We start from the raw sequence: 24,150 nt of genomic DNA, 5'->3' as shown, positions 1-24,150 counted from the left end.
CATGCATATCTTCAAGATTTTCCAGATCGAGGCGGCGCATCGCCTGCCCAATGTGCCCGCCGGACATAAATGCGCGCGGCTCCACGGGCACTCTTTCCGCGTCGAAATCCATGTGCTTGGCGAGCCCGATCCGCAACTTGGCTGGGTGATGGACTTCGCCGATGTGAAGGCCGCCTTTGCCCCGTTGTATGAGCAGCTCGATCACCACTATCTGAATGACATCGAGGGGCTGGAGAACCCGACCAGTGAAATGTTGGCGCGCTGGATCTGGCAGCGCCTGGAACCGACCTTGCCTGGCCTGGACAAGGTAACCGTGCACGAGACCTGTACCTCGGGCGCCAGCTGTAGTCGGGCGAGTTTTTGATGCGGCGCAAAAAATCATTATTTGTCACCAAGCCTTTGCCCTTAATGAAGATTTTGTGACAGGGTGCTTGCTTAACAAAAAAGATATTGCACTGCACAAAAGCCTTTGCTAGGCTTTGCTCACTCTCCGATTTCCCCTCGAGGGCGAAGCCATGACCCAGCAGCTGAACACACAGATTTTTGCCTACGCCAAACAGTTGTCCGACAACGCATTCAAGGCGCATGCCCTGACCATCAGGGGTCTGGAGCAAGTTGCCGAACTGCAGCTGGCTGCGCTGGAAAAGCAGGCCAAGGCCACCGCCGAATTCATCGCCCAAGCTACCGAAGTGCGTGACGCCGACGCGCTGCGCGGCTTGTGGGAGAAGGGCACCTCGCTCAGCCGCGAGCAGGCCGAACACGCCGTTTCCGTGACCAAGGAAGTGGCCGCCGTGGCGCAGAAGACCGCCGAATCCCTCAATGCGCTCCTGCAAGAGCAGCAGAAAGCCGCCAACGAAGCCGTGGCTGCACCGGTTGCTGCCATCAAGGCGGCCGCTGCGGCCAAGTAATACCTTCCCGTATATCGCGACTCCCCTTGCGATATGCCTTAGGCCGGACCCTGGTGTCCGGCCTTTTTCTTTGGAATGCCCGGATGTGAGGCGGCTTGTCGCAGGTGGCTTGGCTTGCTGGGCCAAAAGTCACGCTGATATACTTTTCAGGATTGGATCGTGACCCGTGGCGTGGTGAATGCCTGGTGCGAAAACCGCGGGAACCTCACGTGCTCAACAGTCTTGCCTCCGGTCGACGTCTCGCGCTGCAATTGCTGCTATGGCAGCTATTTGCGGCGCTTATCGTGGGCCTCGTTTTTGCGATGCTGGGACGTCGCGAAGCGATAGCGGCGGCGGCGGGAGCAACGATAGTGGCGTTGGGTACCGCGCTGATGTCGGCGAGAGTGTTCGGTCAGCCAAGCGGTGCCGGCATGGCGCTAGGCCGCTTGCTGACGGGCATGATCCTGAAATGGATGGTGATCATCGGGGGGATGATCGCGATCATGGTTCAATACAAATTGCCGCCGCTAGCCGCTATTACGGGGCTGGTGGCTGCTTACGCGGTTAATCTGCTGGCATTCAGGTTCAAGGGTTAAGAGATGGCAAGCGAGCCGCAGGGCGGTCTTACCGAATATATCCGGCACCATTTGGAGCATCTGAAGCCCCCGCATGTCAGTGAGGGTGGTTTCTGGTCCGTGCATATCGACTCCATCACCGTCTCGCTGGCGCTTGGCGTACTGTTCTGCCTGTGGTTCTGGCTGAAGGCGCGCAAGGCCACGGCGGGCGTGCCGGGCAAGGGGCAGGCATTCCTGGAGATCGTGCTCGAGTTCGTCGATGGTCAGGTCAAGGACGTGTTCCATGGTGATCGCCGTTTTCTGGGTCCGCTGGCGCTGACGGTATTTGTCTGGGTGTTCCTGATGAACGCCATGGACCTGCTGCCGGTCGACTTGCTGCCGTTGATCACCGCGAAGTTTGGTATTGGTCACTTCCGTCCCGTGCCCACGGCTGACGTCAATATGACGTTCGCCATGTCCATCACGGTGTTGCTATTGGTGATTTTCTACAGCTTCAAGGCCAAGGGCTTCAGCGGCTACATGCATGAGCTGTTCACCGCGCCGTTTGGCAAGTGGTTCTTTCCCTTCAACTTCGCTCTGAACCTGGTAGAGCTTGCCTCCAAGCCGGTCAGCCTGGCGATGCGACTGTTCGGCAACATGTACGCTGGCGAGCTGGTGTTCCTGCTGATCGCGGGTCTGTTCAGTGCCGGCAGCTGGATCTTGTACGGCATGGGCATCATTGGTTATGCGGTGTGGGGCATCTTCCATATCCTGATCATCACCATCCAGGCCTTCATTTTCATGGTGCTCACCGTCGTGTATATCTCGATGGCTCATGATCACCACTGATTCGCACAGCTTTTATCAGAACAACTGCTTTTATTTTTCTTGAGGAGATTATCGTGGAACTAGTTGCTCACATTGCTCAAGTCCAGGGCTTCACTGCTATCGCGCTCGGCCTGATCATCGGTTTCGGCGCACTGGGCGCTTGTATCGGTATCGGCATCATGGGCTCGAAGTTCCTCGAAGCCGCTGCCCGTCAGCCGGAGCTGGTCCCGCTGCTGCAGGGCCGCATGTTCCTGCTGGCCGGCCTGATCGACGCGGCGTTCCTGATCGGCGTTGCGCTGGCGATGTACTTCGCGGTGGCAAACCCGCTGCTCGGCAACGTGATTAGCGCCGCTGCCGGCCACTAAGCCTTGGCCTGCGGTGTCGCCGTGAAAGCGGCACCGCAGCCTCGCAGGGATGCTTCGGCGCCCATACCCGTAACACTACGCAAGTACAGGTAACGCAGCGATGGAATTCAACGCCACCTTGATCGGCGAAATGATCTCGTTCGCCATCTTGATCCTGTTCTGTGCGCGCTTCGTCTGGCCGCATCTCAACAAGGCCATCGAAGAACGTCAGATCAAGATCGCCGAAGGCCTCAACGCCGCCGAACGCGCGCATGCCGAACTGAAGGACGCCGACAATAAAGTCGCGGCCGAAATCAGGCAGGCGCGCCAGCAGGCTAACGAAATCATCGATCGCGCACAGCAGCAGGCCAACCAGATCCTGGAGAAGGCCCGCGCCGATGCCGTGGCCGAGATCAATCGCCAGAAGGCGTCGGCACAGGACGATATCGCCTCGATGGCCCAGCGTGCGCGCGAAGAACTGCGTGAACGTGTCGGCGCACTTGCCGTGCAAGGCGCATCGAAGATCGTGCAGCGCGAGATCGACCCGGCGGCGCATCGTGCGCTGCTCGATCAGCTCGCCGCAGAGATCTGATCGATGGCAGCCCAGGCAATTACGCTCGCTCGCCCCTATGCCCGCGCCGCTTTTGAGCTGGCGCAGGCGGACCGCGCTCTCACCGCCTGGTCGCAGGCGCTGGCCTTCGCCGCGGAAGTGGCGAAGGATCCGCGCGTGGCGGCGCTCAGCACCGATCCGCGCGTGCGGCCTGAGCAATTGGTGGCACTGCATCTCCCGGAAGGCATCCAGGCCGATGGCGCATTCGGGAAGTTCCTCGCGGAGCTGGCCGAGAAGCGTCGCATGGCTTTGCTGCCGGAAGTGGGCGCGCTATATGAAACCTATAAACGCGATTCCGAGTCGCAGCTGCTGGTGAAAGTCACCAGCGCGATGGCTCTGGATTCCGCGCAGGCCGAGCAGTTGAAGGCCTCGCTCAAGCGTCGCTTCAAGCGCGAGATCGAACTGGAAACCCAGGTCGATCCATCGCTGCTTGGCGGTGTGGTGATCGATACCGGCAGCGAAGTGATCGATGGCTCCGCCCGCGGTCGCCTGGAGCGGCTGGCCTCGGCTCTTACGAATTAGTTTTCCAAATTTCAGGATTACGACCATGTCCAGCACCACCCTGAACCCGTCCGAGATCAGCGAACTGATCAAGAACCGTATCGAGCAGTTCAAGCTCGGCGCGGAGGCCCGCAATGAGGGCACGATCATCAGCGTGTCCGACGGCATCGTGCGCATCCACGGCCTGGCCGACGTGATGCAGGGCGAAATGATCGAGTTGCCGGGCAACGCCTTTGCGCTGGCGTTGAACCTTGAGCGCGACTCGGTCGGCGCCGTGGTGCTGGGTGAATACCAGCATCTGCGCGAAGGCGACACCGCCAAGACCACCGGCCGCATCCTCGAAGTGCCGGTGGGCCCTGAATTGCTTGGCCGCGTGGTGGATTCGCTCGGCAACCCGATCGACGGCAAGGGTCCGCTCAATGCCAAGCTCAGCTCGCCGATTGAAAAGGTCGCGCCAGGCGTAGTCTGGCGCAAATCGGTCGACCAGCCGGTGCAGACTGGTTACAAGTCAGTCGACTCGATGATCCCGATCGGCCGCGGCCAGCGCGAGCTGATCATTGGCGACCGCCAGACCGGCAAGACCGCGCTGGCCATCGACGCGATCATCAACCAGAAAGACTCCGGCATTAAGTGCATCTACGTCGCCATCGGCCAGAAGCGCTCGTCGATCGCCAACGTGGTGCGCAAGCTGGAAGAGAACGGCGCGCTGGCCAACACCATCGTGGTGGTCGCTTCGGCTTCCGAGTCGGCTGCGTTGCAATACATCGCGCCGTATTCGGGTTGCGCGATGGGCGAATATTTCCGCGATCGCGGCGAAGACGCGCTGATCATCTATGACGACCTGTCCAAGCAGGCCGTGGCCTACCGCCAGATCTCGCTGCTGCTGAAGCGTCCGCCAGGTCGCGAAGCTTATCCGGGCGACGTGTTCTACCTGCATTCGCGCCTGCTCGAGCGTGCCGCGCGCGTGTCCGAGGAATATGTCGAGAAGTTCACCAATGGCGAAGTGAAGGGCAAGACCGGTTCGCTGACCGCGCTGCCGATCATCGAGACACAGGCCGGCGACGTGTCCGCGTTCGTGCCTACCAATGTGATCTCCATTACCGACGGCCAGATCTTCCTGGAGACCGACCTGTTCAACGCCGGCATTCGCCCGGCCGTGAATGCGGGTATCTCGGTATCGCGCGTCGGCGGTTCGGCGCAGACCAAGATCGTGAAGAAGCTGTCCGGCGGCGTGAAGCTGGCCCTGGCGCAGTTCCGTGAACTGGCGGCGTTCGCGCAGTTCGCCTCCGACCTCGATCCGGCGACCCGTGCCCAGCTTGACCGTGGTCAGCGCGTTACCGAGCTGATGAAGCAGAAGCAGTACGCACCGCTGTCCATCGCCGAACTGGCCCTGTCCGTGTACGCCGCTGAAAAGGGCTACCTGGACGACCTGCCGGTGAACAAGGTGCTCGCGTTCGAAAAGGGCATGCATGCGTTTTTCCACCAGAACCATGGCGAACTGATGAAGAAGATCGTTGCCACCGGTGACTGGAACAACGATATCGAGGCCACCTTCAAGTCCGGCCTCGACGAGTTCAAGAAAACGGGCAGTTGGTAAGTAGGTCGGGGATGGTGAATCGGGAAAAGGCTGGATCGGCCACGCGGCCGATTCGCTCCACCCCGATTCTCGATTCACACGAGCGAGCATAGCGAGCGAATACATGGCAAGCGGACGCGAAATCAAAACCAAGATCAAGAGCACGCAGAACATGCGCAAAGTGACGCGCGCGCTCGAAATGGTCTCGGCCTCCAAGATCCGCAAGGCGCAGGATCTGATGAAGGCCTCGCGCCCCTATGCGCGCGCGATGCGCAAGGTGATCGCGCACGTTGCCCAGGCCACCAACACCGAATTCAGCCATCCGTTCCTGATCGAGCGCACCGATGTCGCTCGCGTGTCGTATGTCGTGGTGACCACCGACCGTGGCCTTTGCGGCGGCCTTAATTCCAACCTGTTCCGCCGTCTGCTGCCCGCGATCCGCGAGTGGCAGGAGAAGGGAGTGCAGGTGGATGTGGTGGCGATCGGCCAGAAAGCGGTGCAGTTTTTCCGCCGCATCAAGGGCGTGAACCTTATCGGCAGCGCTACCCATCTGGGCGAGCGTCCGAAGCTGGAACAATTGATCGGCGTGATCAAGGTAGTGCTGGATGCCTACACGGAAGGCAAGCTGGATCGCGTATTCCTGGCCTACAACGACTTCGTCAACACGATGACGCAAAAGCCGTCCGTCGACGCGCTGTTGCCGCTGCCGGCGGTGGCTGCCGAGCTGGAAGCGCAGCATGTGGCGGGTGTCGCGCTGGAACAACCGCACGATTGGGATTACATCTACGAACCCGATGCCGCCGCCGTGCTCGAGCACGTGCTCGGCCGCTATATCGAGTCAGTGGTATATCAGGCTGTGCTGGAAAACCTCGCCAGCGAACATGCCGCACGCATGGTGGCGATGAAGGCGGCGTCCGACAATGCCACCAAGGTGATCGCCGAATTGACGTTGAGCTACAACAAGGCGCGCCAGGCGGCGATTACCCAGGAAATCTCGGAAATCGTAGGTGGCGCCGCAGCGGTATAAGGGCGCTCACGGTTGGCCGCGAAGCGCAGAAGCCGGCCATCCGTGACGCAGAAGTAGTAGGAAAGTTGCCGTCCATGGCAGCACCTTCAAATGAAGAGCGACGCCAGGCGGCGCTTTGACGACGAAACAAATACTTAAAGATCCATCCGGAGCACATCCATGAGCCAGGGCAAAGTTGTACAGATCATCGGCGCGGTCATCGACGTCGAGTTCGCACGCGATCAGGTGCCGCAGGTGTATGACGCGCTGAAGATCGACGGCACCGAGATCACGCTGGAAGTCCAGCAGGTACTCGGCGACGGCGTGGTACGCACGATCGCCCTCGGCTCTACCGATGGCCTGAAGCGCGGTCTGGTCGCGCGCAACACCGGCGAAGGCATCAAGGTGCCGGTCGGCAAGGCGACGCTCGGTCGCATCATGGACGTACTCGGCAATCCGATCGACGAGGTCGGCCCGATCAATGCCGAAGATCGCTGGGTCATCCACCGCGAGGCGCCATCCTATGACGATCAGGCAATAGCCAACGAGTTGCTGGAAACCGGCATCAAGGTGATCGACCTGATCTGCCCGTTCGCCAAGGGCGGCAAGGTTGGCCTGTTCGGCGGCGCCGGCGTGGGCAAGACCGTGAACATGCTCGAGCTGATCAACAACATCGCCACCCAGCACTCGGGTCTGTCGGTGTTTGCCGGCGTGGGCGAACGTACCCGCGAAGGCAACGACTTCTATCATGAAATGCAGGATGCTGGCGTCGTGAAGCTGGACAACTTGCCGGAATCGAAAGTGGCGATGGTGTATGGCCAGATGAACGAGCCGCCGGGCAATCGCCTGCGCGTAGCGTTGACCGGCCTGACCATGGCCGAGTACTTCCGCGACGAGAAGGACGAGCACGGCAAGGGCCGCGACGTATTGTTCTTCGTCGACAATATCTATCGCTACACGCTGGCCGGTACCGAAGTGTCCGCTCTGCTCGGCCGCATGCCGTCCGCGGTGGGTTACCAGCCGACGCTGGCCGAGGAGATGGGCGTGCTGCAGGAGCGCATCACCTCGACCAAGACCGGTTCGATCACCTCGATCCAGGCCGTTTACGTGCCTGCGGATGACCTGACCGATCCATCGCCGGCGACCACCTTCGCGCACTTGGATTCCACCGTGACGCTGTCGCGCAACATCGCGTCGCTGGGCATCTACCCGGCCGTGGACCCGCTGGATTCCACCAGCCGCCAGCTGGATCCGAACGTGGTGGGCGCCGAGCATTACGATGTGGCCCGCCGTGTGCAGGGCATGCTGCAGCGTTATAAGGAACTGAAAGACATCATCGCGATCCTCGGCATGGACGAGTTGTCCGAGGAAGACAAGCAGGTGGTGTATCGCGCACGCAAGTGCGAGCGCTTCTTCTCGCAGCCGTTCCACGTGGCCGAAGTGTTCACCGGCGCGCCGGGCAAGTACGTGCCGCTCAAGGAGACCATCCGCGGCTTCAAGATGATCGTGGACGGTGACGCCGACCATATCCCGGAGCAGGCGTTTTACATGGTTGGCGGCATCGACGAAGCCATCAAGAAGTCCGAGGAAATGGGCGCCAAGAAGGCGGCTTGAGCGCACGCGCTTAGTGCGAGCCTTGTGATTTCCTAAACAGACCGCGGAATGCAGCACCGGGAGCGGGACAGTCAAAGCGCCTTGAATCAGGCTTTGCCATTTCCCGCTCCTTGTTCTCCATTTCCGTCGAGCGAAGCGAGAAAACTATGAGCACCATCCGTTGCGACATCGTCAGTGCCGAGGCCGAAATCTTTCACGGCGACGCGGTGATGGTAGTTGCCACCGGCGAGCTGGGCGAACTGGGCATCACGCCTCGCCATGCGCCATTGATTACCCGCCTCAAGCCCGGCCACATCGACGTGGTACTGGAAGGTGGCGAGCGCCAGCAGTTCTACGTCTCGGGCGGCATCCTTGAAGTACAGCCGCAGGTGGTTACCATTCTCGCCGACACCGCCGCGCGCGCGGCAGATCTGGACGAGGCTGCCGCCAGGCGCGCCAAGCAGGAGGCTGAGGAAGCCCTTGCCAACCGTACCGATGCCGTGGAGGTATCCGAGGCGCAGGCCAAGCTCGCCCAGGCCTTGGCCCAGTTGCAGGCGCTGGAACGCCTGCGCAAGAACCTCAAGCATTGATCGTATAAGGCTTGAACGATAGAGAACGCCGGCCTTGCGCCGGCGTTTTTTTGTGTCGTCGCCGGGACGGCGCCGATCCTGCACGTGGCTTTCATCGCCTCTGCCTCACAAGTATCTGCCGCCCGATGGGCCGTGCCCCGCGTAAGAAAGCATCTTTACCCTAAAGTGGAGCCGGGTGAGCAGGTTATCCTTGTCCCTTCACCGAGCAACGTGGTTTGTTATGAGTCAATTACCCCTGCACGTGATCATTCTTGCCGCTGGCGAAGGCAAGCGCATGAAATCGAAAAAGGCCAAGGTGTTGATGCCCCTGGCCGGCCAAACTCTGCTGGGGCACGTCGTGGCCACGGCAAGGGCGCTGCAGCCGGAGGCGATCCATGTGGTGTACGGCTTTCATGGCGATCAAGTGCTGGCGGCGTTCGACGAACAGCCGGATTTGCGCTGGGTCCTGCAGGCTGAACAGCTGGGTACGGGCCATGCAGTAGGACAGGCGTTGCGCAATATTCCGGATGAGGCGCGCGTATTGGTGCTTTATGGCGACGTACCGCTGACTCGCGCGCAGACGCTGGATCGCCTGGTACAAGCGGAACATGCGCTGGTCATGCTGGCTACCCGCGTTGCCCAGCCGCATGGCTATGGCCGCGTGCTGCGCGATGGAAACGGTTCGGTGCGCGCGGTGGTCGAGGAAAAGGATGCCGATGAAACCCAACGCGCCATCAACCTGATCAACACCGGCATCGTCGCCGCCGAAGCGGCCTCGCTCAAGCGCTGGATCGCCGGATTGGACCGCGATAACGCACAGGGCGAGTATTACCTCACCGATATCTTCAAGATGGCCTGCGCGGAAAGCACTCCTGCGCTGTGCATCGAATGCGACGATCCGATGGAAGCCGCGGGTGCGAACACGCCATGGCAGCTGACCGAACTGGAAGACGCCTATCGCCGGCGTGCAGCGCAGGCGCTGCTACTGGAAGGCGTGCGGCTGTCCGATCCGCGGCGGCTTGATGTCCGGGGCACGGTAAAAACCGACCATGATGTGGAGATCGATATCGACGTCATCCTGGAAGGCGATGTGCGACTTGGCGAGGGCGTGCGCATCGGCCCCTATTGCCGCTTGAAAAATGTGCAGTTGGCGGCGGGTACCATCGTGCAGGCCCATTGCGACCTGGAAGGTGTGACGACACATGGTCCGTGCATCATCGGCCCGTTCGCACGCCTGCGCCCCGGCACCGAACTGGCTGCAGGCGTGCACGTCGGCAACTTCGTGGAAATCAAGAAAACGCGGATAGGGCAAGGCAGCAAGGCCAATCACCTGAGCTATCTCGGCGACACGATTATTGGCCGCGATGTCAACGTTGGCGCGGGTACCATTACCTGCAACTACGATGGCATCAACAAATTCGTCACCACGATCGAGGATGGCGCCTTCATTGGCTCCAACAGTGCGCTGGTGGCTCCCGTGACGGTTGGCGCGCACGCCACCATCGGCGCCGGGTCAGTGATTACCAAGGATGCGCCGGCCGGGGAGCTGAGTGTCGCGCGCGGCCGCCAAACCTTGCTTGTGGGTTGGAAGCGGCCAGAGAAGAAATAGCGCTCTGGCGCTAGGGATGCTCTGATCAATGCTACGTAGGCGTCACCAGCTCTGTCTGTTCGCAGACCATAGGTTGTCGGCGCACGCGGGGAGGGTACATGGATGTACCCGGCTTTGAGGAGCGAGGAAGGCAGACTGGCCGTCTGTCGAAACGACGGACCGCACGCGGGGAGAGTGCATGGATGCACTCGGCTTTGAGGAGCGAGGAAGGGATGCGGACAGACAGAGCTGGCCCCAACATGTTGAATTTAAAGCGATGGGGTGATGACCAGAAGGCTCGCAGAGTGCGCCGCGCGGCTTGGCAAGACGGCCAGTCTTCCCGGCGCCGCACAACACACTCTGCAAGCCTTCTGGACATCATGCCGCCTGCGTAGCATTGATCAGAGCATCCCTAGGCGAAACGCCAGCCGTCGATTTCCACCAACAGTTCGCTGCGGCACACGTCGCCGTGCATAAGCAATACGGGAACACCCGGCAAGCGTTGCTGCAGGATCTCTCGCACGCGAGATGCATCGATCGTGCGGCGCACGTAAGCTTTCAAGGGTGAATGCGTATCGAAACCGGCCGGCATGTCGGCGTTAGCGAGCAGGGCTTCGAGATTGGCCAGGGTTTCATGCAGTTGCGCTTCAAGATCCCCTTCGTGCGCGGACGCATGGCCGACCACGGCAGCGGTGCCGGAGATGGCCAGTGCGTCGCGTGCGGGCATCAGCATCGCGCGGGCGAAGCCGGGTGATGTGCGCCCATATTGGCGCGGGTAGCGCCAGGCGCTGACCTGGCGCGGGTTTTCCACGGCGCAGCCTGCATCGATGCCGGCGAGCAAATAGATCTGCAGGAGATGGGCGGGTCCGTGATGCCCGATGGCCGTGGCTGCGGGGAAGCCATTGGCAAAGAAATCGCCGACGCCAGCGGCCCGGCCATCGCAGAACTTCTTGTAGCGCTCGGCGTCGCCGGCGCCATGATTGATATCGGCTATGTAGTTCCAGATGCGCAGTACGCAGCACCCGCCGCGCTTGCTCATGAACCGTCGTAGCTGCGTGTAGGCATGGCGAGCCGTTTGCTCGATGCCGCCGAAATCACGCTCGTCCAATTCGAGCGCGGCGAATAGCCAACCACCGCCAGCGGACCAGCGCACCTCTTCGTCACGCCCGTAAACGACATCCGCATCGACTTGCCAGACTTCCAATGGCGCGGGGGCGTCGAAGCACTCCAGCGCAACGCGCAGCCAGCGCGGATCGTCGCAATCGGCGGTACCTGCACCGAACCCGAGCGCGGCAAGCATGCCTGATTCGGTGCGGAGCGAACTCGGCTCGGCCATGCGATAGGTGATGCGCGGAGTACGTGGAAGGTCGTGCTGGACTTGAAGGGTTTCGCTTGCCTGAACCATGTTCAAAGCCTGATTGCGTTTTCAACTTATCTCGCGTTACCGCGAAGCGGCCGCCAAGGGAATACGGGCACAGTACCGCAGCTAGCTGCAAAGCCAGGTTGCGTGGGCAACCATCAGGCCGCGCCCGCTAATCGCCGGGTCGTACTTTTCAACGGCGTATCGACATACACGTCTTCGTTTCTCCTGGTCTCGGGCCAGATGGTGTTGCCGGCCTTGCTGAGATGGCGATGGGGCCTGTGAAGCCGGCCTGGCAGGCCCCTATGTTACACTGGCCGGCCGACCCAGCCCCTGGCTGGCAACGCATCCGGAGCTACGAAGCAGGCATGTCGACGCAGTCCGCCGCTGAATACGAACTGGCCGTCCTGATCGTGGAGGCGCTTAACCTGGAAGCGGTCGATCCGGCGCAGATTGATCCGCAGGCGCCGCTGTTCGGTGGCGAGCTTGGGCTGGATTCGATCGACGCCCTGGAGATTGCCCTGGCGGTGTCCAAGCGCTACGGAATGCAGCTACGTTCGGACCATCCAGATAACCAACGCATTTTCAGCAGCTTGCGCGCGCTCTGCGAACACATCGAACGAGAGCGAACCGTCTGATCTTGCGTTAAGCCCTGTGACAGGTCGGAACGGCATCATCCGTACTGAATCCCCTGCGGTGTCTTGACGTGGACTCACCCAATCCAAGCGCCATCCATTATCGCGTCACCTTCAGCATATCCATGCACCATCCTTGCCTGCCGGGGCATTTCCCCGGGCATCCGCTGGTTCCGGGGGTCGTATTGCTCGAACAGGTCGCAAGTGCGCTGCGCGATTGGCGCCGGCAGCGTCTGGCACGTGTCGTGGAGGCTAAGTTCCTCGCACCGTTGTATCCCGATGAAGAAGCCGCATTGGAACTGGAGGAAAGAGCTGGGCGCATCCGTTTCCAGGTGCAACGTGAAGATCGTGTGCTGGCGCGGGGCATCGTCGAGGGCGCAGCATGAGCGCCCACTGGCAGGATCAGCGCGAAGGCGGCGACCGGTTCTCGGTAAGGCTATTGATTGGCGCAACCCTGCGTTGTGGGCGAGGTTTCATGTGCGCCTGCATGTACCCGATCAGCCTTTATTATTTTTTACGGCGCGGCGTCGAACGCCGTGCATCCCGTGCTTATCTGAGTCGCCTGTTCGGCCGTCCCGCAAGCGCATGGCAAGTGATCAGGCATCTGCATTGTTTCGCGGTCACCATGGTCGATCGCGTCTACTTGCTTGCACATGGCGAACGCGGCTTTGACATCGAAGTGACCGGGGTCGAGCTGCTTGAGCAGCATGTCGCGCAAGGACGCGGCGTGCTGCTGGTCGGTTCGCACCAGGGTAGCTTCGAAGTGTTGCGAACACTTAGCGCCCGTTGCCCGGAAGTGCCATTGCGCGTGCTGCTCGATAAACAGAAGACGCCGGCGATTACCGAGCTGCTGGAGTCCCTGGCGCCTGAAGTGGGCAAGGCGGTGATCGACGTTTCACAGGGTGGCGCAGCGATTACCCTGGCGGTGGCGGAGACATGCCGCACTGGCGGCATGGTGGCCTTGCTGGCTGATCGCGGACGCTCGCACGAGATGCTGCGCCATGTCGATTTCTTGGGCCAACCCGCGCCATTTCCAGTAGGGCCCTGGCTGCTGGCCAATACGTTGCAAGTGCCGGTGATGCTTTGTTTTGGTCTATACCGTGGCGGTCGGCGCTACACGCTCAGCTTCGAGCCTTTCATGGAGCGTGTGGAGATTCCACGTGATGCCCGCAATCAGGCGCTCGACGATATCCTGATCCGGTACGCGCAGCGCCTGGAGCACTATGCTCGCCTTGAGCCCTATAACTGGTTCAACTTCTACGACTTCTGGCAACAAGACAGCAGTGCCAGGGCGGTGACTTTGGCCCGTAGCCGCGCCGTGCAGGAAACGTGAGCGCGTTGACGGCAACTGCATGGGCAGATCGGATTCCGCATGCCCGGGACATGGCATTGCTGGATGCCGTGCTGGACTGGGATGCCGGATCGATTCACGCCATCGGTGAACGGCATGCACTGCATGGGCATCCTTTGCGAAGCACGGTCGGGTTGCATGCCATACATCTGGCCGAATACGGTGCGCAGGCTGTTGCTGTCCATGGCGCGTTGCTTGCGGCCGCGCAAGGTGACGAAGCCAGCATACGCGCGGGCCGCCTGGCGAGCCTGCGCGAGGTGGAGCTTGCCGTGGAATATGTCGACCTTTCGCTTGGACGTCTGGACATCCAGGCAACGCGCCTCATGGCCGACGAGCGTGGCGCACAGTACACATTCAAGATCGAACAGCGTCAGCGGCCACTCGCATCCGGCCGTGTCGTAGTGATTTACGCCGATAGCTGATGCGCTATGCCGCTTGACGGGACTAGATCATCCACGACCAGCGGCTGCGCCCGCGAACGGCTGTAACTGGCTCGGACCCGGCCGTAATGGAAGATGCGTCCGGCCGTATACATAGAGATACGCAAGACATCCCGAATTGGGCTGAAATGGCTCAGCCGGAACGAGCCTTCATAGCGGGAGGCGATCGGTACCGAAACGATGCCCAGGCCTTTTTCGCGTGAGGCGGCGATCAATACCGCCGCTTCGAACACAAAGTTCTGAGCATCCAGTTCCACCAGGTCGAGCGCGCTGCGCGGATACCAGCGCTGCCCGCTCTGGGTGTCGGCAATCGGTTGTGCGCATGCCCAGGAAATCCCCCAGTCGGCCAATGCGTTGGCGCGCCGTCGCCCTTTCGGCTGTTGCTCACGGTGCAGCAGGCGTGCGCCGATAACGATGTGGTCGGGGAAGCGCTTGCCGACATCGACCAGGCGCGGAATATCCTCGGCCAGGTGTTGGCCGTCGCCGTCCATGGTGACTACGGCACCGAATCCCTGTCGCAAGGCCTCGCGAAAGCCTGTGCGCAACGCCTCGCCCTTACCTTGTCGCCGGGTGTGACGCAGCAAGGTAACCGGAAGCGCGCTGACGATTTCCACGGTGCGATCGCTGGAGCCATCGTCAATGACGATTACCGGCGCGCCCAGCCGCAGTGCCGATTTCACGACCGGGCCGATCGCTTTCTCTTCATTGAGACAGGGAATCAGCACACACCAACGCAATGCATCGCTCACACCGTTACCTCCCTCTGTACATATAATCCAAGGCGTTCCGATGCCGCCAGTACGCACGCGCCATCTTCCTTGGCCAGCATGGCCAGCAGCGGCAAGCAGGCCGCGGAAGGGTTCTCCCGCATCCATGCCGAACACGGGTCCGGCAGTGGCTCATGGCGGGGTGCGTCTTCGACAGCAGCAATACTCAGCCGTGTGTCCGATTCACCGCCGACGGGCGTCAGTACCAATGCGCAGCCAAAAGCGAGCCGGCATTCGGTCAACTCGCCGAGCGGCCCGACCCCGGCCGTGTCGCTGCATACCAGCAATATCGCACGGTGGTCGGCGCATACTTGCGTAGCCGCTTCCAGCAAACCCGCCCCGAAACTCGCGTGTCCGGCACACACCGCACTGGAAGGCGCCCGACAACCGGTGGCAATGGTCCAATAGCCGGCCGATGCGTTGTGGACGGAATTGTGGAAGCGGGTGGGTGAAAGTTCGGTGGGGACACGCGCAAGCACGCGACACATGTAGTCGGTATTGGTCTGATCACCATAGGCAGAGGCGAATACGCAGGCAAGATGATCGGCGCGATGACGGCTCATGGTGACCGCTTGCGCAGCCACCTCGATGGCCACCAAGGTACCTTCGGGAGCACGCCTGCGCTCATTGGGCGATAGCGCCGCCGCGCCGGGGTGTGCTTCGATATCCGCCAGGCTTCCATTGGAAAGCAGGCGACGCAGTGCGTCGAAATCCGCCAACTGTGGCGACCAGAGCCCGATGCCTTCCACCTGGACATGCAAGACGGTCATGCGAAGGTATCCGCACGGGCGAAAGCCAGGCATGCGTTGCTGCCGCCGAAACCGAACGAATGACTCAGCGCTACCCGCAACGGCCGCATTTCGTTGCGCCAGGCAAAGTGCGGCGTGCACACAGGATCGGCCGCGACGACACCAGCGTTACCGGGTACGAAGCCTTCACGCAAAGCCAGCAGCGTAATCACCGCTTCAACAATTCCTGCCGCCCCCAGGGTATGGCCGGTCAGCCCTTTGGTGGAGCTGACGCGGGTGCTGGGCGGGAACAGGCGCGCCACGAGCGCGGCTTCCATCGCATCGTTTTTCTGGCTTGCTGTGCCGTGCAGGTTGATGTAGTCCACATCCGTCGCCCCGATGCTGGCGCGGTCCAGCACCTGCCGCAAGGCCAGCTCCGCGCCGGCGCCATCCGGATCTGGCGTAGACATGTGGTGGGCATCGCTGGATTCGCCGCAGCCGAGCAATCTCAGGCTGCATGCTGGCTGAGCGGTGGCGCGTTCCAGCAGCGCGAAGCCGGCTGCCTCGCCAATGGAGATACCGCGACGCGCGGCATCGAACGGCCGGCACGGTTCGGGCGAAACCAGTTCCAGCGCATTGAAACCGAACAACACGCTGGCGCAGAGCGAATCCACCCCGCCCACGATGGCGGCATCGGCCATGCCCATTCGAATCAGTCGTTCCGCGCTGGCGAAGACCTTGGCGCTGGACGAACAAGCGGTGGAAACGGTGAGGCAGGGCCCGCCGATATCCAGCGCCGTCGCCACGAACGCGGTCAGCGAGTGCGGCGTATGGATAGCCGCGCGATGCAAGTCGGGCGGCAGGCGTTGGTCATCGTCGAGACGTCGATAGCCTTCTTCGGTAGCCGCTATGCTGGCCGTTGATGTACCCAGCAGCAGGGCGATGCGGCTTGCGCCGTAACGCTGTCGGGCCGCATCGACCTGAGACAGGAAGCGATCCTGATTCAGGCCCAGCCAGGCCAGGCGATTGTTGCGGCAATCCCACTGGGCAAAGGCATCGGGCAGGGCGTGCGTTTCCAGGTTCGGGATGCGGCCGATCCAGCAGGCCAGCGGCGCTTCGCTGAAGTCATTGCTGCGCAGTCCGCTGCGTTGCCGCCGAAGCGCGTCCAGGTGCGCCTCCAGGCCGAGGCCCAGCGCGGAAGTGGCGGTGTATGCCGAGACCGCAAGCGGAAGGGATGTAACGCGCATGTCATGAGCCTAGCGAGCGCTTTCGAACTTGCATAGATGGGCTCCCGAACCTTGCCGGCAAACGTTCACCCGCAGTGCGGCGCCTTGGCACAGCTTGATGCGAAGACGGACTTGCTAAGCTTTTAGCCTGTATCCACGCTGGCGGATAGATGATGAGCAGCGAGCAAGTCGAAAGAGCCGAGCACTTTTTGCGGAACCTGCAGGACCGCATTTGCCGCACGGTCGAGCAGATGGATGGCGGGGCAAGGTTCGTCGAGGATGCCTGGACCCGCGCCGGTGGCGGCGGTGGCCGCACGCGCGTGTTGCGCGATGGCGCGGTATTCGAGCAGGGCGGAGTGAATTTCTCCCTGGTACATGGTGACAGGCTGCCGCCAAGCGCCACGGCACACCGGCCGGATTTGGCTGGCGGGAGCTTCGTCGCTACCGGTGTGTCACTGGTGTTGCATCCCCGCAATCCCTATGTGCCCACGACGCATGCGAATGTGCGTTATTTCGAAGCCAGCAAGCCGGGCGTCGAGCCGGCATGGTGGTTCGGCGGCGGCTTCGATCTCACGCCGTTCTACCCTTTCGAAGAAGACGTGCGGCACTGGCACAAGGTTGCATGCGACCTCTGTACGCCGTATGGAACAGACGTCTATCCGCGTTATAAAAAATGGTGCGATGAATATTTCTACCTGAAGCATCGCGACGAAACGCGCGGCGTCGGCGGCTTGTTTTTCGATGACCTCAATGACGGTGAATTCGAACGCAGCTTTGCGTTCATGCAGGCGGTTGGCGAAGGGTTCCTCGACGCCTATATGCCGATCGTCGAACGCCGCAAGGGCACTCCTTTCGGCGAACGTGAAAGGGAGTTTCAGCTTTACCGGCGCGGGCGCTACGTGGAGTTCAACCTGGTCTACGATCGCGGCACTTTGTTTGGCCTGCAGTCTGGCGGGCGAACCGAGTCGATTCTGATGAGCCTGCCGCCGCGCGTGCGCTTCGAATATGCCTATCAGCCCGAGGAAGGCTCAGCCGAGGCGCGGCTTGCCGATTACCTGAAGCCGCGCGAATGGTTATGAGCCGTCGGATGGTCAAGGCATCGAGCCGCCGAAGGTCTGCGGCGTGGCGCCTTTCACTGGTCCGATCTGGGCGCTGCTGCTGACCTCAAGCACGACTTCACGGCGGAATTCCAATGTGCCGCGCACGATGGCGTGAGGCCCGATCACGATATGCGGTTTGCGCTCCTGCCTGTTCCAACCGTAGCGGCTGGCTTCGTTGACGAGGATGCCGCCTTCCACGCGCGAATTTTCGCCAACGATGATATCGCCGCTGGTGGTTTCGATGCCGCCGGCAACGTGGGCATGATTTAACGTAATCCTGCCGTTGACGTTGGCGACGCCTTCGGTCACTTCCGCACCAGGATCCAGCGAGATGGCGCCATTGGTGCTTTTCACTTCACCGCGCACCTGGCTGTTCGCCGCAAGCGTGATCGCACCATTGACCGTATGCAGGGCGTTGGCATGGGCTTTTTCGCCGAGTTCGACTGTCCCGTTGACCGTGCTGGCGTCCTCAACCACGGCGCCATCGCCGATATTCACGGAACCGTTGACACTACGGACATTGCCGACGTGTTCGCCGGCTTCGACCGAAGCCGTGCCGTTGATCTTGTCGATATCCTGGGCGGCGACAGCCAGGGGCAAAAGCAGGGTCAGGGCTAAGATAGTAAGGCGCATGAGCACATTCCGATGGGTGGACACGCATAGGATGCTTAGCCCAGGTCCAGGGTTTAGCGTGACTTCCGGCAGGGTCGGGAATTGACGGCGATGGGAGTGGGCTTCACCATGCCTCACTTGGCCTCACTTGGCCTCACTTGCCCGTCCCAACAAAAACCAGCCCATGCATAAACTAGTACTGATTCGCCACGGTCAATCCCAATGGAATCTCGAGAACCGCTTCAGCGGATGGGCCGACGTCGATATCACCGACCAGGGCGCAGCCGAGGCGCGCGAGGCGGGCGAGCTGCTGGTGCAGGCCGGTTACCACTTCGACGTGGCGCATACATCGGTGCTCAAGCGCGCCGTGCGCACACTGTGGCACGTGCAGGATGCGATGGACCTGATGTGGATTCCGGTGCTTACCGACTGGCGCCTCAACGAACGCCACTACGGTGGACTCACCGGCCTCAACAAGGCTGAAACCGCAGCCAAGTATGGGGAAGACCAGGTCAAGGTCTGGCGGCGCAGCTATGACATTCCGCCGCCGCCGCTTGCACGCGATGCCAATCCCTCGCTAGGCGATCCGCGTTATGCCGGGCTCGATCCCAAACTGATCCCTGATACCGAATGCCTGAAGGACACCGTTGCCCGCGTGATGCCGTATTGGAACGAGCTGCTTGCGCCGGCGATCAGCGCCGGACAGCGCGTGCTGCTGGTGGCGCACGGCAACTCGATCCGCGCGTTGATCAAATATCTGGACGATATTTCCGACGATGACATCGTCGAATTGAATATCCCCAACGGGGTGCCGCTGGTTTACGAATTCGACGATAATCTCAAGCCGCTGCGCCATTATTACCTGGGCGATGCGGAGGCGATCGCGGCGAAGATGGCGGCGGTGGCGAATCAGGGCAAAGCCAGGTAAAGCGCCGTCAAGCGCCGTCAAGATGCGTGACAGACATCAGTCGCCGGCCGTGCTGGCGATTGATAAGCTGCGGCCATTCCTCATTGGACCGATACCATGGCGCCTTCGATCACCATGCCGCTCATCATGGTTCCGCTGATGGCACTCGCGGTGTGGCGGCGTGTGCGCAATCAGTTCGGGCTGCAGCCGATCAGGCCGTGGAAGATGGTCGCGCGTGTCGTTTTCTTCGCCGTTTTTGGTATTGCCATCGGCCTCTATGCCATGCGCGATACGCAACTGCTGGCAGGGCTCGGCGGTGGCTTGCTGGTCGGCGCGGGGCTGGGCCTGCTCGGTTTACGGCTGAGCCGATTCGAATTGCACCCGGTAAAGGGCGATTGCTACGTGCCCAATCCATACATCGGTGCCGTGGTTATTGTTTTGTTCCTGGGGCGACTGGTGTGGCGCTTTGCGATGCTGTCGCCGCAATGGCGGGACCCCATGGGCACCACGTCGCCCATCCGCGGACCGGAACTCGGCCAAAGTCCCTTGACCCTGGCCTTGTCCGGTCTGGTGGTGGGTTACTACGTCTGCTATTTCGCAGGGCTGCTGATCCATTATCAGCGCATCGTGCGCAGTCGGCCCAGGCAGTCGGCTTGATTCAGAGCGCGTCTTGATCCAGTTCGCCAGTGCGGATGCGGATCACCTGTTCCAGGCTGCTGACAAAGATCTTGCCGTCGCCGATCTTGCCGGTGCGGGCCGATTGGACGATGGCCTCTACCACGCGATCCAGCTGATCGTTCCCTACAGCCACTTCCAGCTTGATCTTCGGCAGGAAATCGACCACATATTCGGCCCCGCGGTAAAGTTCGGTATGGCCCTTCTGGCGGCCAAAACCCTTGACCTCGGTCACGGTAATGCCTTGTACCCCGACTTCGGCAAGGGCTTCGCGGACATCGTCCAGCTTGAACGGCTTGATCACGGCCACAACCAATTTCATGGAATTTCCTCAACAGGCCGATAATGGCCCGATCGCGCGCTGCGGAGCATACATTCTGCCTGCGTGAAAGCAGTCTGTCCCTGCCATGTAGGAAAATGCCTACAAACTTTGATGGAGCTCACCGATGGCATCCCCTTTGAGATTCTTTTTAGACTTCACATCGACGAGTTCGAGGTGCCTACCATGATGGGGAGGCAGGATATCGATCAAATTGCCCTTCGACTTGCTTCGTTGGTACCGCCAGGGATGGCAGACGCGCACAAGGACTTGCGCGCCAATTTTCGCGATATCCTGGCGCAGGGATTGCGCCATCTCGAGCTGGTTACCCGAGAGGAATTCGATATCCAGACCCAAGTACTGGCGCGCACGCGCGCCCGGGTCGAGGAGCTCGAAAGGCGCGTAGCGGCACTGGAAGCCGGCGTGCCGCCTGGAGGGGCATAGCCAGTTCCGGTCGCCGCCCCCGATTCGTCACCATCACCCCAAGGAGTCGGGGGCGGCCGTTTGATCCCCGCACCGAATGGAGTCGCTCGATGGACCGCTCAAACAGCGACTCTGCCCCCTCCGGACGTCCCTGTAGTCCCTGTAGTCCATGAGCCTGGCCGTCACGCTGAGCCGTGCCCAGGAAGGTGTCTCCGCACCGCAGGTAATGGTGGAGGTGCATCTCTCCGGGGGGCTACCCAGTACCAGTATCGTAGGCCTTCCCGAAGCGGCGGTCCGCGAGGCGCGTGACCGTGTTCGCGTGGCCATCCAGAGCGCCGCCTTTGAGTATCCCAACCGTAAGGTCACGGTAAACCTCGCTCCTGCCGAATTGCCAAAGGACGGTGGTCGTTTTGATCTGGCGATTGCCCTGGGGATCCTGGCCGCTGGCCACCAGGTGCCCCGTGAAAAGCTGGATGACTGCGAATTCTTGGGCGAACTGGCCCTTTCCGGCCAGTTGCGCCCGGTTTCCGGCGTGCTGCCAGCGTTATTGCGAGCCCGGGCGCGCGGGCGTCGCGTGGTGGTGCCGAGCGGTAACGCCGATGAGGCGGCATTGATACCCGAGATCGATGTACGCATAGCGGACACGCTTACAGACGTATGCGGCTGGCTGCGCGGTTCTCAGGAGTTGCTGCCGCCTGCTGCGGCCTTGACCCGTTCCGGCGAAAGCATCGGACCGGATCTGATCGACGTGCGCGGCCAACTGCAGGCGCGCCGAGCGTTGGAAATCGCCGCGGTCGGCGGTCATCACCTGCTGCTGATGGGGCCTCCTGGTACTGGCAAGACCATGCTGGCCGAGCGCCTGGCAGGCATCCTGCCGCCGATGACCGAGTTGGAAGCGCTGGAAACCTGCGCAGTATTGTCAGTGGCCGGACAGTCGATCGATCCGGCGCAATGGCGTCGCCGTCCATTCCGCGCACCCCATCACACCGCCTCGGCAGTGGCCCTGGTCGGTGGCGGCTCCCAACCGCGGCCGGGCGAGATTTCGTTGGCCCACAATGGCGTGCTGTTCCTGGACGAATTTCCGGAATTCAGCCGGCACGTACTTGAAGTGCTGCGTGAGCCTATGGAATCCGGACACATCCTGATCTCCCGCGCCGCGCGCCAATTGACATTCCCGGCACAGTTCCAGCTGATCGCGGCGATGAACCCATGTCCTTGCGGCTATGCGGGCGACAAGCACAAGCGCTGCCGATGCACGCCAGACCAGGTACAGCGTTATCGATCACGCATTTCCGGCCCCTTGCTCGATCGCATTGATCTATGTATCGAAGTGCCCGGCTTACCGCTGGCCGAATTGAGCACGCCGCGCAGCCCGAAGGACGAAGATTCCTCGACCGTGCGCAAACGGGTGGTTCGTGCGCGCCAGCACGCCTTGGCACGTGCCGGCCGGTCGAACGCGGAAATCAGCACGCGCGAACTCGAGCGTGATTGTGCGCTGGGCCCGGCCGAGCGGCAGTGGTTCGACGCTGCGCTGGGGCGCCTGGGACTTTCCGCCCGTGCCTACCACCGTACCCTGCGTGTAGCTCGTACCATTGCCGATCTCGATAACGGCGCCGCGGCACTCGATCGCCAGCATCTGGCCGAGGCACTGCAGTATCGACGTGTGTCCCTGCTGTCCGACTAGACGCGGAAGCTCCCCATGTTTATGTTGCGATACGGCCATCCAGAACTGCCGCGAGAGGTGCACGCATGAGCATCGAACTCGGCCTCATGCTGACGGGCATGCTGGCCATAGGATTCTTCGCGCAATGGCTGGCCTGGCGAGTGAAACTGCCTGCCATCCTGTTCCTGCTATTGGCCGGCATCCTGCTCGGGCCTGTCGGCGGCGTACTCGATCCGGACAAGCTGCTCGGCCCGCTGCTGTTCCCGGTGGTTTCCCTGTCGGTGGCGCTGATCCTGTTCGAAGGCAGCCTCACGCTGCGCTTCAAGGAACTTTCAGGCATCGGTCATGTGGTGCGCGGCCTGGTCAGCTATGGCGCGATCGTGGCGTTGCTGCTGCTGGCTGTCGCGGCGCATTACTTCGCTGGCATGGGATGGGATCTTGCCCTGCTGTTCGGTGCGCTGACCTGCGTCACCGGTCCCACGGTCATCGTACCGATGCTGCGCACGCTGCGCCCCAACGCGCGCATCGCCAATACGCTGCGCTGGGAAGGTATCGTGATCGATCCGCTCGGTGCGCTGTTTGCCGTGCTGATCTATGAGGCCATCGTCTCGCGGCATCAAGGCCACGCCATCGGCATCTTCCTTTCGACGGTGTTGACCGGGGTAGTGATCGGCGCCGTTGGCGCAATCGTGCTGGCCTTCCTGTTGCGGCGCCAGTTTATTCCCGAGTATCTGCAAAACTTTGGCGCGCTGGCCATCGTGTTGTTGTCGTTTACGCTTTCCAACGAGATCGCGCACGACTCCGGCTTGCTCGCCGTAACCATCATGGGCATCGCGCTCGGCAACATGCGCGACGTGCATATCGACGATATCCTCGACTTCAAGGAGCACCTCACCGTGCTGCTGGTGTCGATGCTGTTTATCCTGCTCGCCGCGCGATTGAGCTGGCCGTTGCCTCCGGGCATGCTCTGGGCGGGCATCGCCATTTTCCTGGCGGCGCAGTTCATCGTGCGCCCGATCACGGTAATCGTGTCCAGCCTGGGCAGCGGCATGACCTGGCGCGAACGCGCGCTGATGTCGTGGGTAGCGCCGCGCGGTATCGTCGCCGCATCGGTCTCCGCGTTGTTTTCGCTGCGGCTGGCGCACCTGGGCGTGGTTGGCAGCGAGGCATTGGTGCCGCTGGTGTTCATCCTGATCATCGGCACGGTGGTCCTGCAAAGCGCCACGGCACGTCCGCTCGCGCGCTGGTTGAAGGTGGCCGAACCGGAGCCGCATGGCGTGCTGATCTTCGGTTCCGACGCAGTCGCTCGCGCCATTGGCAAGACCCTGCACGAAGCCGGCTTTCGCGTGTTGCTGGCCGACGATGATTGGGACGGTATCCGCCGCGCACGCATGGATGGCCTCCATACGTTCTACGGCAATCCAGCGTCCGCACATGCCGATCGCCATCTTGACCTGATTGGCATCGGGCAGATGCTCGGTCTTTCCACGCATCGGGAGCGCAATTCACTCGCCTGCCTGCACTACCAGCAGGAATTCGGACGCGAAAAGGTATATCGCTTGCGCAATTTGGCGCCGCAGGAGACCAGTCACCGCGCAGCCTTCAACGATCGCCTGCTGGTGCCGGCGCTGTTCGAAGACACCATGACGCACATGCGTTTTGCCGAATTGCTGGTGCGTGGCTGGCGCATCAAGTCCACCGGTCTTACCGCCACGTTCGACTGGCCGCACTTCGTCGAACAGTACGGCTCTACGTCCTTGCTCTTGTTCGGCGTGGATGAAAAAGGCGCGCTTCGCGTCGCTGCGGAACGACGCGAACTGGAACCGCGTCCCGGCTGGACCGTGATCGTGCTGGTGCCGCCGGAAGCGGCACCAGCCAATTAGGGATG

At 61.7% G+C, this 24,150-nt stretch carries 28 protein-coding genes; 22 read left to right on the top strand and 6 right to left on the bottom strand.

Going from position 1 to position 24,150, the window contains the following annotated elements; genetic code table 11:
- Position 1: 1 nt before the first annotated feature.
- The 12 genes from queD to glmU all read left to right on the top strand — a co-directional run bounded on the left by queD (position 2) and on the right by glmU (position 10,077).
- A complete protein-coding gene (queD, locus tag ISP15_RS17420) occupies positions 2 to 364 on the top strand; it encodes a 6-carboxytetrahydropterin synthase QueD (protein WP_404549140.1) in 363 nt (120 codons plus the stop codon).
- Between the two features lie 151 nt (positions 365 to 515).
- Positions 516 to 908 carry a phasin family protein gene (locus ISP15_RS17415; protein WP_404549138.1) on the top strand — a complete coding sequence of 131 codons (393 nt, stop codon included), beginning with the start codon at positions 516 to 518 and terminating at the stop codon, positions 906 to 908.
- 209 nt (positions 909 to 1,117) lie between these two features.
- A complete protein-coding gene (locus ISP15_RS17410; protein WP_404549136.1) occupies positions 1,118 to 1,483 on the top strand; it encodes a hypothetical protein in 366 nt (121 codons plus the stop codon).
- A 3-nt stretch (positions 1,484 to 1,486) separates the two neighbouring features.
- Positions 1,487 to 2,290, top strand: a complete 804-nt coding sequence (atpB, locus tag ISP15_RS17405; protein ID WP_404549134.1) for a F0F1 ATP synthase subunit A — start codon at positions 1,487 to 1,489, stop codon at positions 2,288 to 2,290.
- A gap of 53 nt (positions 2,291 to 2,343) precedes the next feature.
- A complete protein-coding gene (atpE, locus tag ISP15_RS17400; protein ID WP_188795436.1) occupies positions 2,344 to 2,634 on the top strand; it encodes a F0F1 ATP synthase subunit C in 291 nt (96 codons plus the stop codon).
- Between the two features lie 100 nt (positions 2,635 to 2,734).
- Positions 2,735 to 3,205 carry a F0F1 ATP synthase subunit B gene (locus tag ISP15_RS17395; protein WP_404549132.1) on the top strand — a complete coding sequence of 157 codons (471 nt, stop codon included), beginning with the start codon at positions 2,735 to 2,737 and terminating at the stop codon, positions 3,203 to 3,205.
- 3 nt (positions 3,206 to 3,208) lie between these two features.
- Positions 3,209 to 3,745 carry a F0F1 ATP synthase subunit delta gene (locus ISP15_RS17390; RefSeq protein ID WP_404549130.1) on the top strand — a complete coding sequence of 179 codons (537 nt, stop codon included), beginning with the start codon at positions 3,209 to 3,211 and terminating at the stop codon, positions 3,743 to 3,745.
- Positions 3,746 to 3,770: 25 nt separating this feature from the next.
- Positions 3,771 to 5,321 carry a F0F1 ATP synthase subunit alpha gene (gene atpA / locus ISP15_RS17385; protein ID WP_404549129.1) on the top strand — a complete coding sequence of 517 codons (1,551 nt, stop codon included), beginning with the start codon at positions 3,771 to 3,773 and terminating at the stop codon, positions 5,319 to 5,321.
- Between the two features lie 103 nt (positions 5,322 to 5,424).
- Positions 5,425 to 6,327, top strand: a complete 903-nt coding sequence (gene atpG, locus ISP15_RS17380; RefSeq protein ID WP_404549127.1) for a F0F1 ATP synthase subunit gamma — start codon at positions 5,425 to 5,427, stop codon at positions 6,325 to 6,327.
- Positions 6,328 to 6,486: 159 nt separating this feature from the next.
- A complete protein-coding gene (gene atpD, locus ISP15_RS17375; protein ID WP_404549126.1) occupies positions 6,487 to 7,920 on the top strand; it encodes a F0F1 ATP synthase subunit beta in 1,434 nt (477 codons plus the stop codon).
- Between the two features lie 146 nt (positions 7,921 to 8,066).
- On the top strand, positions 8,067 to 8,489 hold the full coding sequence (locus ISP15_RS17370) for a F0F1 ATP synthase subunit epsilon (RefSeq protein WP_404549125.1): 423 nt from the start codon (positions 8,067 to 8,069) through the stop codon (positions 8,487 to 8,489).
- Between the two features lie 220 nt (positions 8,490 to 8,709).
- Positions 8,710 to 10,077, top strand: coding sequence for a bifunctional UDP-N-acetylglucosamine diphosphorylase/glucosamine-1-phosphate N-acetyltransferase GlmU (glmU, locus tag ISP15_RS17365; protein WP_404549123.1), 1,368 nt, complete (start codon positions 8,710 to 8,712; stop codon positions 10,075 to 10,077).
- Positions 10,078 to 10,468: 391 nt separating this feature from the next.
- Here the strand turns inward: glmU and ISP15_RS17360 are convergent, their stop codons facing one another.
- Complete coding sequence (locus ISP15_RS17360) at positions 10,469 to 11,461, bottom strand: chorismate transformation enzyme, FkbO/Hyg5 family (protein WP_404549122.1); 993 nt, start codon at positions 11,459 to 11,461, stop codon at positions 10,469 to 10,471.
- Between the two features lie 323 nt (positions 11,462 to 11,784).
- On the opposite strand from ISP15_RS17360, the gene ISP15_RS17355 reads away from it, so the two are divergent.
- From ISP15_RS17355 to ISP15_RS17340, 4 genes are all read left to right on the top strand, one after another.
- Positions 11,785 to 12,054, top strand: coding sequence for a phosphopantetheine-binding protein (locus tag ISP15_RS17355; protein WP_404549121.1), 270 nt, complete (start codon positions 11,785 to 11,787; stop codon positions 12,052 to 12,054).
- Between the two features lie 122 nt (positions 12,055 to 12,176).
- A complete protein-coding gene (locus ISP15_RS17350; protein ID WP_404549184.1) occupies positions 12,177 to 12,437 on the top strand; it encodes a hydroxymyristoyl-ACP dehydratase in 261 nt (86 codons plus the stop codon).
- Complete coding sequence (locus ISP15_RS17345) at positions 12,434 to 13,384, top strand: LpxL/LpxP family acyltransferase (protein WP_404549119.1); 951 nt, start codon at positions 12,434 to 12,436, stop codon at positions 13,382 to 13,384. The genes ISP15_RS17350 and ISP15_RS17345 overlap by 4 nt, the downstream gene beginning before the upstream one ends.
- A gap of 50 nt (positions 13,385 to 13,434) precedes the next feature.
- A complete protein-coding gene (locus tag ISP15_RS17340; RefSeq protein ID WP_404549117.1) occupies positions 13,435 to 13,824 on the top strand; it encodes a phosphotransferase in 390 nt (129 codons plus the stop codon).
- On the opposite strand, the gene ISP15_RS17335 is transcribed toward ISP15_RS17340, so the two are convergent.
- From ISP15_RS17335 to ISP15_RS17325, 3 genes are read right to left on the bottom strand one after another with little or no spacing between them, the layout of a single operon-like run.
- Positions 13,809 to 14,591, bottom strand: coding sequence for a glycosyltransferase family 2 protein (locus ISP15_RS17335; protein ID WP_404549116.1), 783 nt, complete (start codon positions 14,589 to 14,591; stop codon positions 13,809 to 13,811). The genes ISP15_RS17340 and ISP15_RS17335 overlap by 16 nt on opposite strands.
- On the bottom strand, positions 14,588 to 15,379 hold the full coding sequence (locus tag ISP15_RS17330) for a beta-ketoacyl synthase chain length factor (RefSeq protein ID WP_404549114.1): 792 nt from the start codon (positions 15,377 to 15,379) through the stop codon (positions 14,588 to 14,590). Before ISP15_RS17330 ends, ISP15_RS17335 begins: the two co-directional genes overlap by 4 nt.
- Positions 15,376 to 16,584: a beta-ketoacyl-[acyl-carrier-protein] synthase family protein gene (locus ISP15_RS17325; protein WP_404549112.1), complete on the bottom strand. Its 1,209-nt coding sequence runs from the start codon at positions 16,582 to 16,584 to the stop codon at positions 15,376 to 15,378. Before ISP15_RS17325 ends, ISP15_RS17330 begins: the two co-directional genes overlap by 4 nt.
- Before the next feature lie 152 nt (positions 16,585 to 16,736).
- Between ISP15_RS17325 and hemF the strand changes: the two genes are divergently transcribed.
- Complete coding sequence (gene hemF / locus ISP15_RS17320; RefSeq protein WP_404549110.1) at positions 16,737 to 17,642, top strand: oxygen-dependent coproporphyrinogen oxidase; 906 nt, start codon at positions 16,737 to 16,739, stop codon at positions 17,640 to 17,642.
- A 12-nt stretch (positions 17,643 to 17,654) separates the two neighbouring features.
- Here the strand turns inward: hemF and ISP15_RS17315 are convergent, their stop codons facing one another.
- Positions 17,655 to 18,296: a DUF4097 family beta strand repeat-containing protein gene (locus tag ISP15_RS17315; RefSeq protein ID WP_404549108.1), complete on the bottom strand. Its 642-nt coding sequence runs from the start codon at positions 18,294 to 18,296 to the stop codon at positions 17,655 to 17,657.
- 163 nt (positions 18,297 to 18,459) lie between these two features.
- On the opposite strand from ISP15_RS17315, the gene gpmA reads away from it, so the two are divergent.
- Together gpmA and ISP15_RS17305 are read left to right on the top strand one after the other, a co-directional pair.
- On the top strand, positions 18,460 to 19,203 hold the full coding sequence (gene gpmA / locus ISP15_RS17310) for a 2,3-diphosphoglycerate-dependent phosphoglycerate mutase (RefSeq protein ID WP_404549107.1): 744 nt from the start codon (positions 18,460 to 18,462) through the stop codon (positions 19,201 to 19,203).
- Between the two features lie 96 nt (positions 19,204 to 19,299).
- The gene (locus ISP15_RS17305; protein WP_404549105.1) at positions 19,300 to 19,839 is read left to right on the top strand and encodes a DUF1453 domain-containing protein; all 540 of its coding nucleotides are present in this window, start codon (positions 19,300 to 19,302) and stop codon (positions 19,837 to 19,839) included.
- A gap of 1 nt (position 19,840) precedes the next feature.
- Here ISP15_RS17305 and glnK read toward each other — a convergent pair whose 3' ends face one another.
- Entirely contained in the window at positions 19,841 to 20,179 is a 339-nt protein-coding gene (gene glnK, locus ISP15_RS17300) for a P-II family nitrogen regulator (protein WP_404549104.1), read from the bottom strand.
- Positions 20,180 to 20,290: 111 nt separating this feature from the next.
- On the opposite strand from glnK, the gene ISP15_RS17295 reads away from it, so the two are divergent.
- From ISP15_RS17295 to ISP15_RS17285, 3 genes are all read left to right on the top strand, one after another.
- Positions 20,291 to 20,620 (top strand): accessory factor UbiK family protein, encoded by a 330-nt coding sequence (locus tag ISP15_RS17295; protein ID WP_404549102.1) that lies wholly within the window; start codon positions 20,291 to 20,293, stop codon positions 20,618 to 20,620.
- 148 nt (positions 20,621 to 20,768) lie between these two features.
- Positions 20,769 to 22,283 (top strand): YifB family Mg chelatase-like AAA ATPase, encoded by a 1,515-nt coding sequence (locus ISP15_RS17290; protein WP_404549100.1) that lies wholly within the window; start codon positions 20,769 to 20,771, stop codon positions 22,281 to 22,283.
- Between the two features lie 65 nt (positions 22,284 to 22,348).
- Positions 22,349 to 24,145 carry a cation:proton antiporter gene (locus ISP15_RS17285; protein ID WP_404549098.1) on the top strand — a complete coding sequence of 599 codons (1,797 nt, stop codon included), beginning with the start codon at positions 22,349 to 22,351 and terminating at the stop codon, positions 24,143 to 24,145.
- Positions 24,146 to 24,150: the final 5 nt, after the last annotated feature.

The organism is Dyella jejuensis, assembly GCF_044904675.1.
GTDB classification, from domain to species: Bacteria; Pseudomonadota; Gammaproteobacteria; order Xanthomonadales; family Rhodanobacteraceae; genus Dyella_B; species Dyella_B jejuensis.
Note: the sequence above shows the minus strand (reverse complement) of the source record. Positions and strands in the feature narration are given on the sequence as shown.

Bases quoted from the DNA above. Each gene is read 5' to 3' on its own strand.
- queD (WP_404549140.1), top strand. From the start codon at position 2: ATGCATATCTTCAAGATTTTCCAGATCGAGGCGGCGCATCGCCTGCCC.
- ISP15_RS17415 (WP_404549138.1), top strand. From the start codon at position 516: ATGACCCAGCAGCTGAACACACAGATTTTTGCCTACGCCAAACAGTTG.
- atpB (WP_404549134.1), top strand. From the start codon at position 1,487: ATGGCAAGCGAGCCGCAGGGCGGTCTTACCGAATATATCCGGCACCAT.
- ISP15_RS17395 (WP_404549132.1), top strand. From the start codon at position 2,735: ATGGAATTCAACGCCACCTTGATCGGCGAAATGATCTCGTTCGCCATC.
- ISP15_RS17390 (WP_404549130.1), top strand. From the start codon at position 3,209: ATGGCAGCCCAGGCAATTACGCTCGCTCGCCCCTATGCCCGCGCCGCT.
- atpA (WP_404549129.1), top strand. From the start codon at position 3,771: ATGTCCAGCACCACCCTGAACCCGTCCGAGATCAGCGAACTGATCAAG.
- atpG (WP_404549127.1), top strand. From the start codon at position 5,425: ATGGCAAGCGGACGCGAAATCAAAACCAAGATCAAGAGCACGCAGAAC.
- atpD (WP_404549126.1), top strand. From the start codon at position 6,487: ATGAGCCAGGGCAAAGTTGTACAGATCATCGGCGCGGTCATCGACGTC.
- ISP15_RS17370 (WP_404549125.1), top strand. From the start codon at position 8,067: ATGAGCACCATCCGTTGCGACATCGTCAGTGCCGAGGCCGAAATCTTT.
- glmU (WP_404549123.1), top strand. From the start codon at position 8,710: ATGAGTCAATTACCCCTGCACGTGATCATTCTTGCCGCTGGCGAAGGC.
- ISP15_RS17360 (WP_404549122.1), bottom strand. From the start codon at position 11,461: ATGGTTCAGGCAAGCGAAACCCTTCAAGTCCAGCACGACCTTCCACGT.
- ISP15_RS17355 (WP_404549121.1), top strand. From the start codon at position 11,785: ATGTCGACGCAGTCCGCCGCTGAATACGAACTGGCCGTCCTGATCGTG.
- ISP15_RS17350 (WP_404549184.1), top strand. From the start codon at position 12,177: ATGCACCATCCTTGCCTGCCGGGGCATTTCCCCGGGCATCCGCTGGTT.
- ISP15_RS17345 (WP_404549119.1), top strand. From the start codon at position 12,434: ATGAGCGCCCACTGGCAGGATCAGCGCGAAGGCGGCGACCGGTTCTCG.
- ISP15_RS17340 (WP_404549117.1), top strand. From the start codon at position 13,435: ATGGCATTGCTGGATGCCGTGCTGGACTGGGATGCCGGATCGATTCAC.
- ISP15_RS17330 (WP_404549114.1), bottom strand. From the start codon at position 15,379: ATGACCGTCTTGCATGTCCAGGTGGAAGGCATCGGGCTCTGGTCGCCA.
- ISP15_RS17325 (WP_404549112.1), bottom strand. From the start codon at position 16,584: ATGCGCGTTACATCCCTTCCGCTTGCGGTCTCGGCATACACCGCCACT.
- hemF (WP_404549110.1), top strand. From the start codon at position 16,737: ATGAGCAGCGAGCAAGTCGAAAGAGCCGAGCACTTTTTGCGGAACCTG.
- ISP15_RS17315 (WP_404549108.1), bottom strand. From the start codon at position 18,296: ATGCGCCTTACTATCTTAGCCCTGACCCTGCTTTTGCCCCTGGCTGTC.
- gpmA (WP_404549107.1), top strand. From the start codon at position 18,460: ATGCATAAACTAGTACTGATTCGCCACGGTCAATCCCAATGGAATCTC.
- ISP15_RS17305 (WP_404549105.1), top strand. From the start codon at position 19,300: ATGGCGCCTTCGATCACCATGCCGCTCATCATGGTTCCGCTGATGGCA.
- glnK (WP_404549104.1), bottom strand. From the start codon at position 20,179: ATGAAATTGGTTGTGGCCGTGATCAAGCCGTTCAAGCTGGACGATGTC.
- ISP15_RS17295 (WP_404549102.1), top strand. From the start codon at position 20,291: ATGGAGCTCACCGATGGCATCCCCTTTGAGATTCTTTTTAGACTTCAC.
- ISP15_RS17290 (WP_404549100.1), top strand. From the start codon at position 20,769: ATGAGCCTGGCCGTCACGCTGAGCCGTGCCCAGGAAGGTGTCTCCGCA.
- ISP15_RS17285 (WP_404549098.1), top strand. From the start codon at position 22,349: ATGAGCATCGAACTCGGCCTCATGCTGACGGGCATGCTGGCCATAGGA.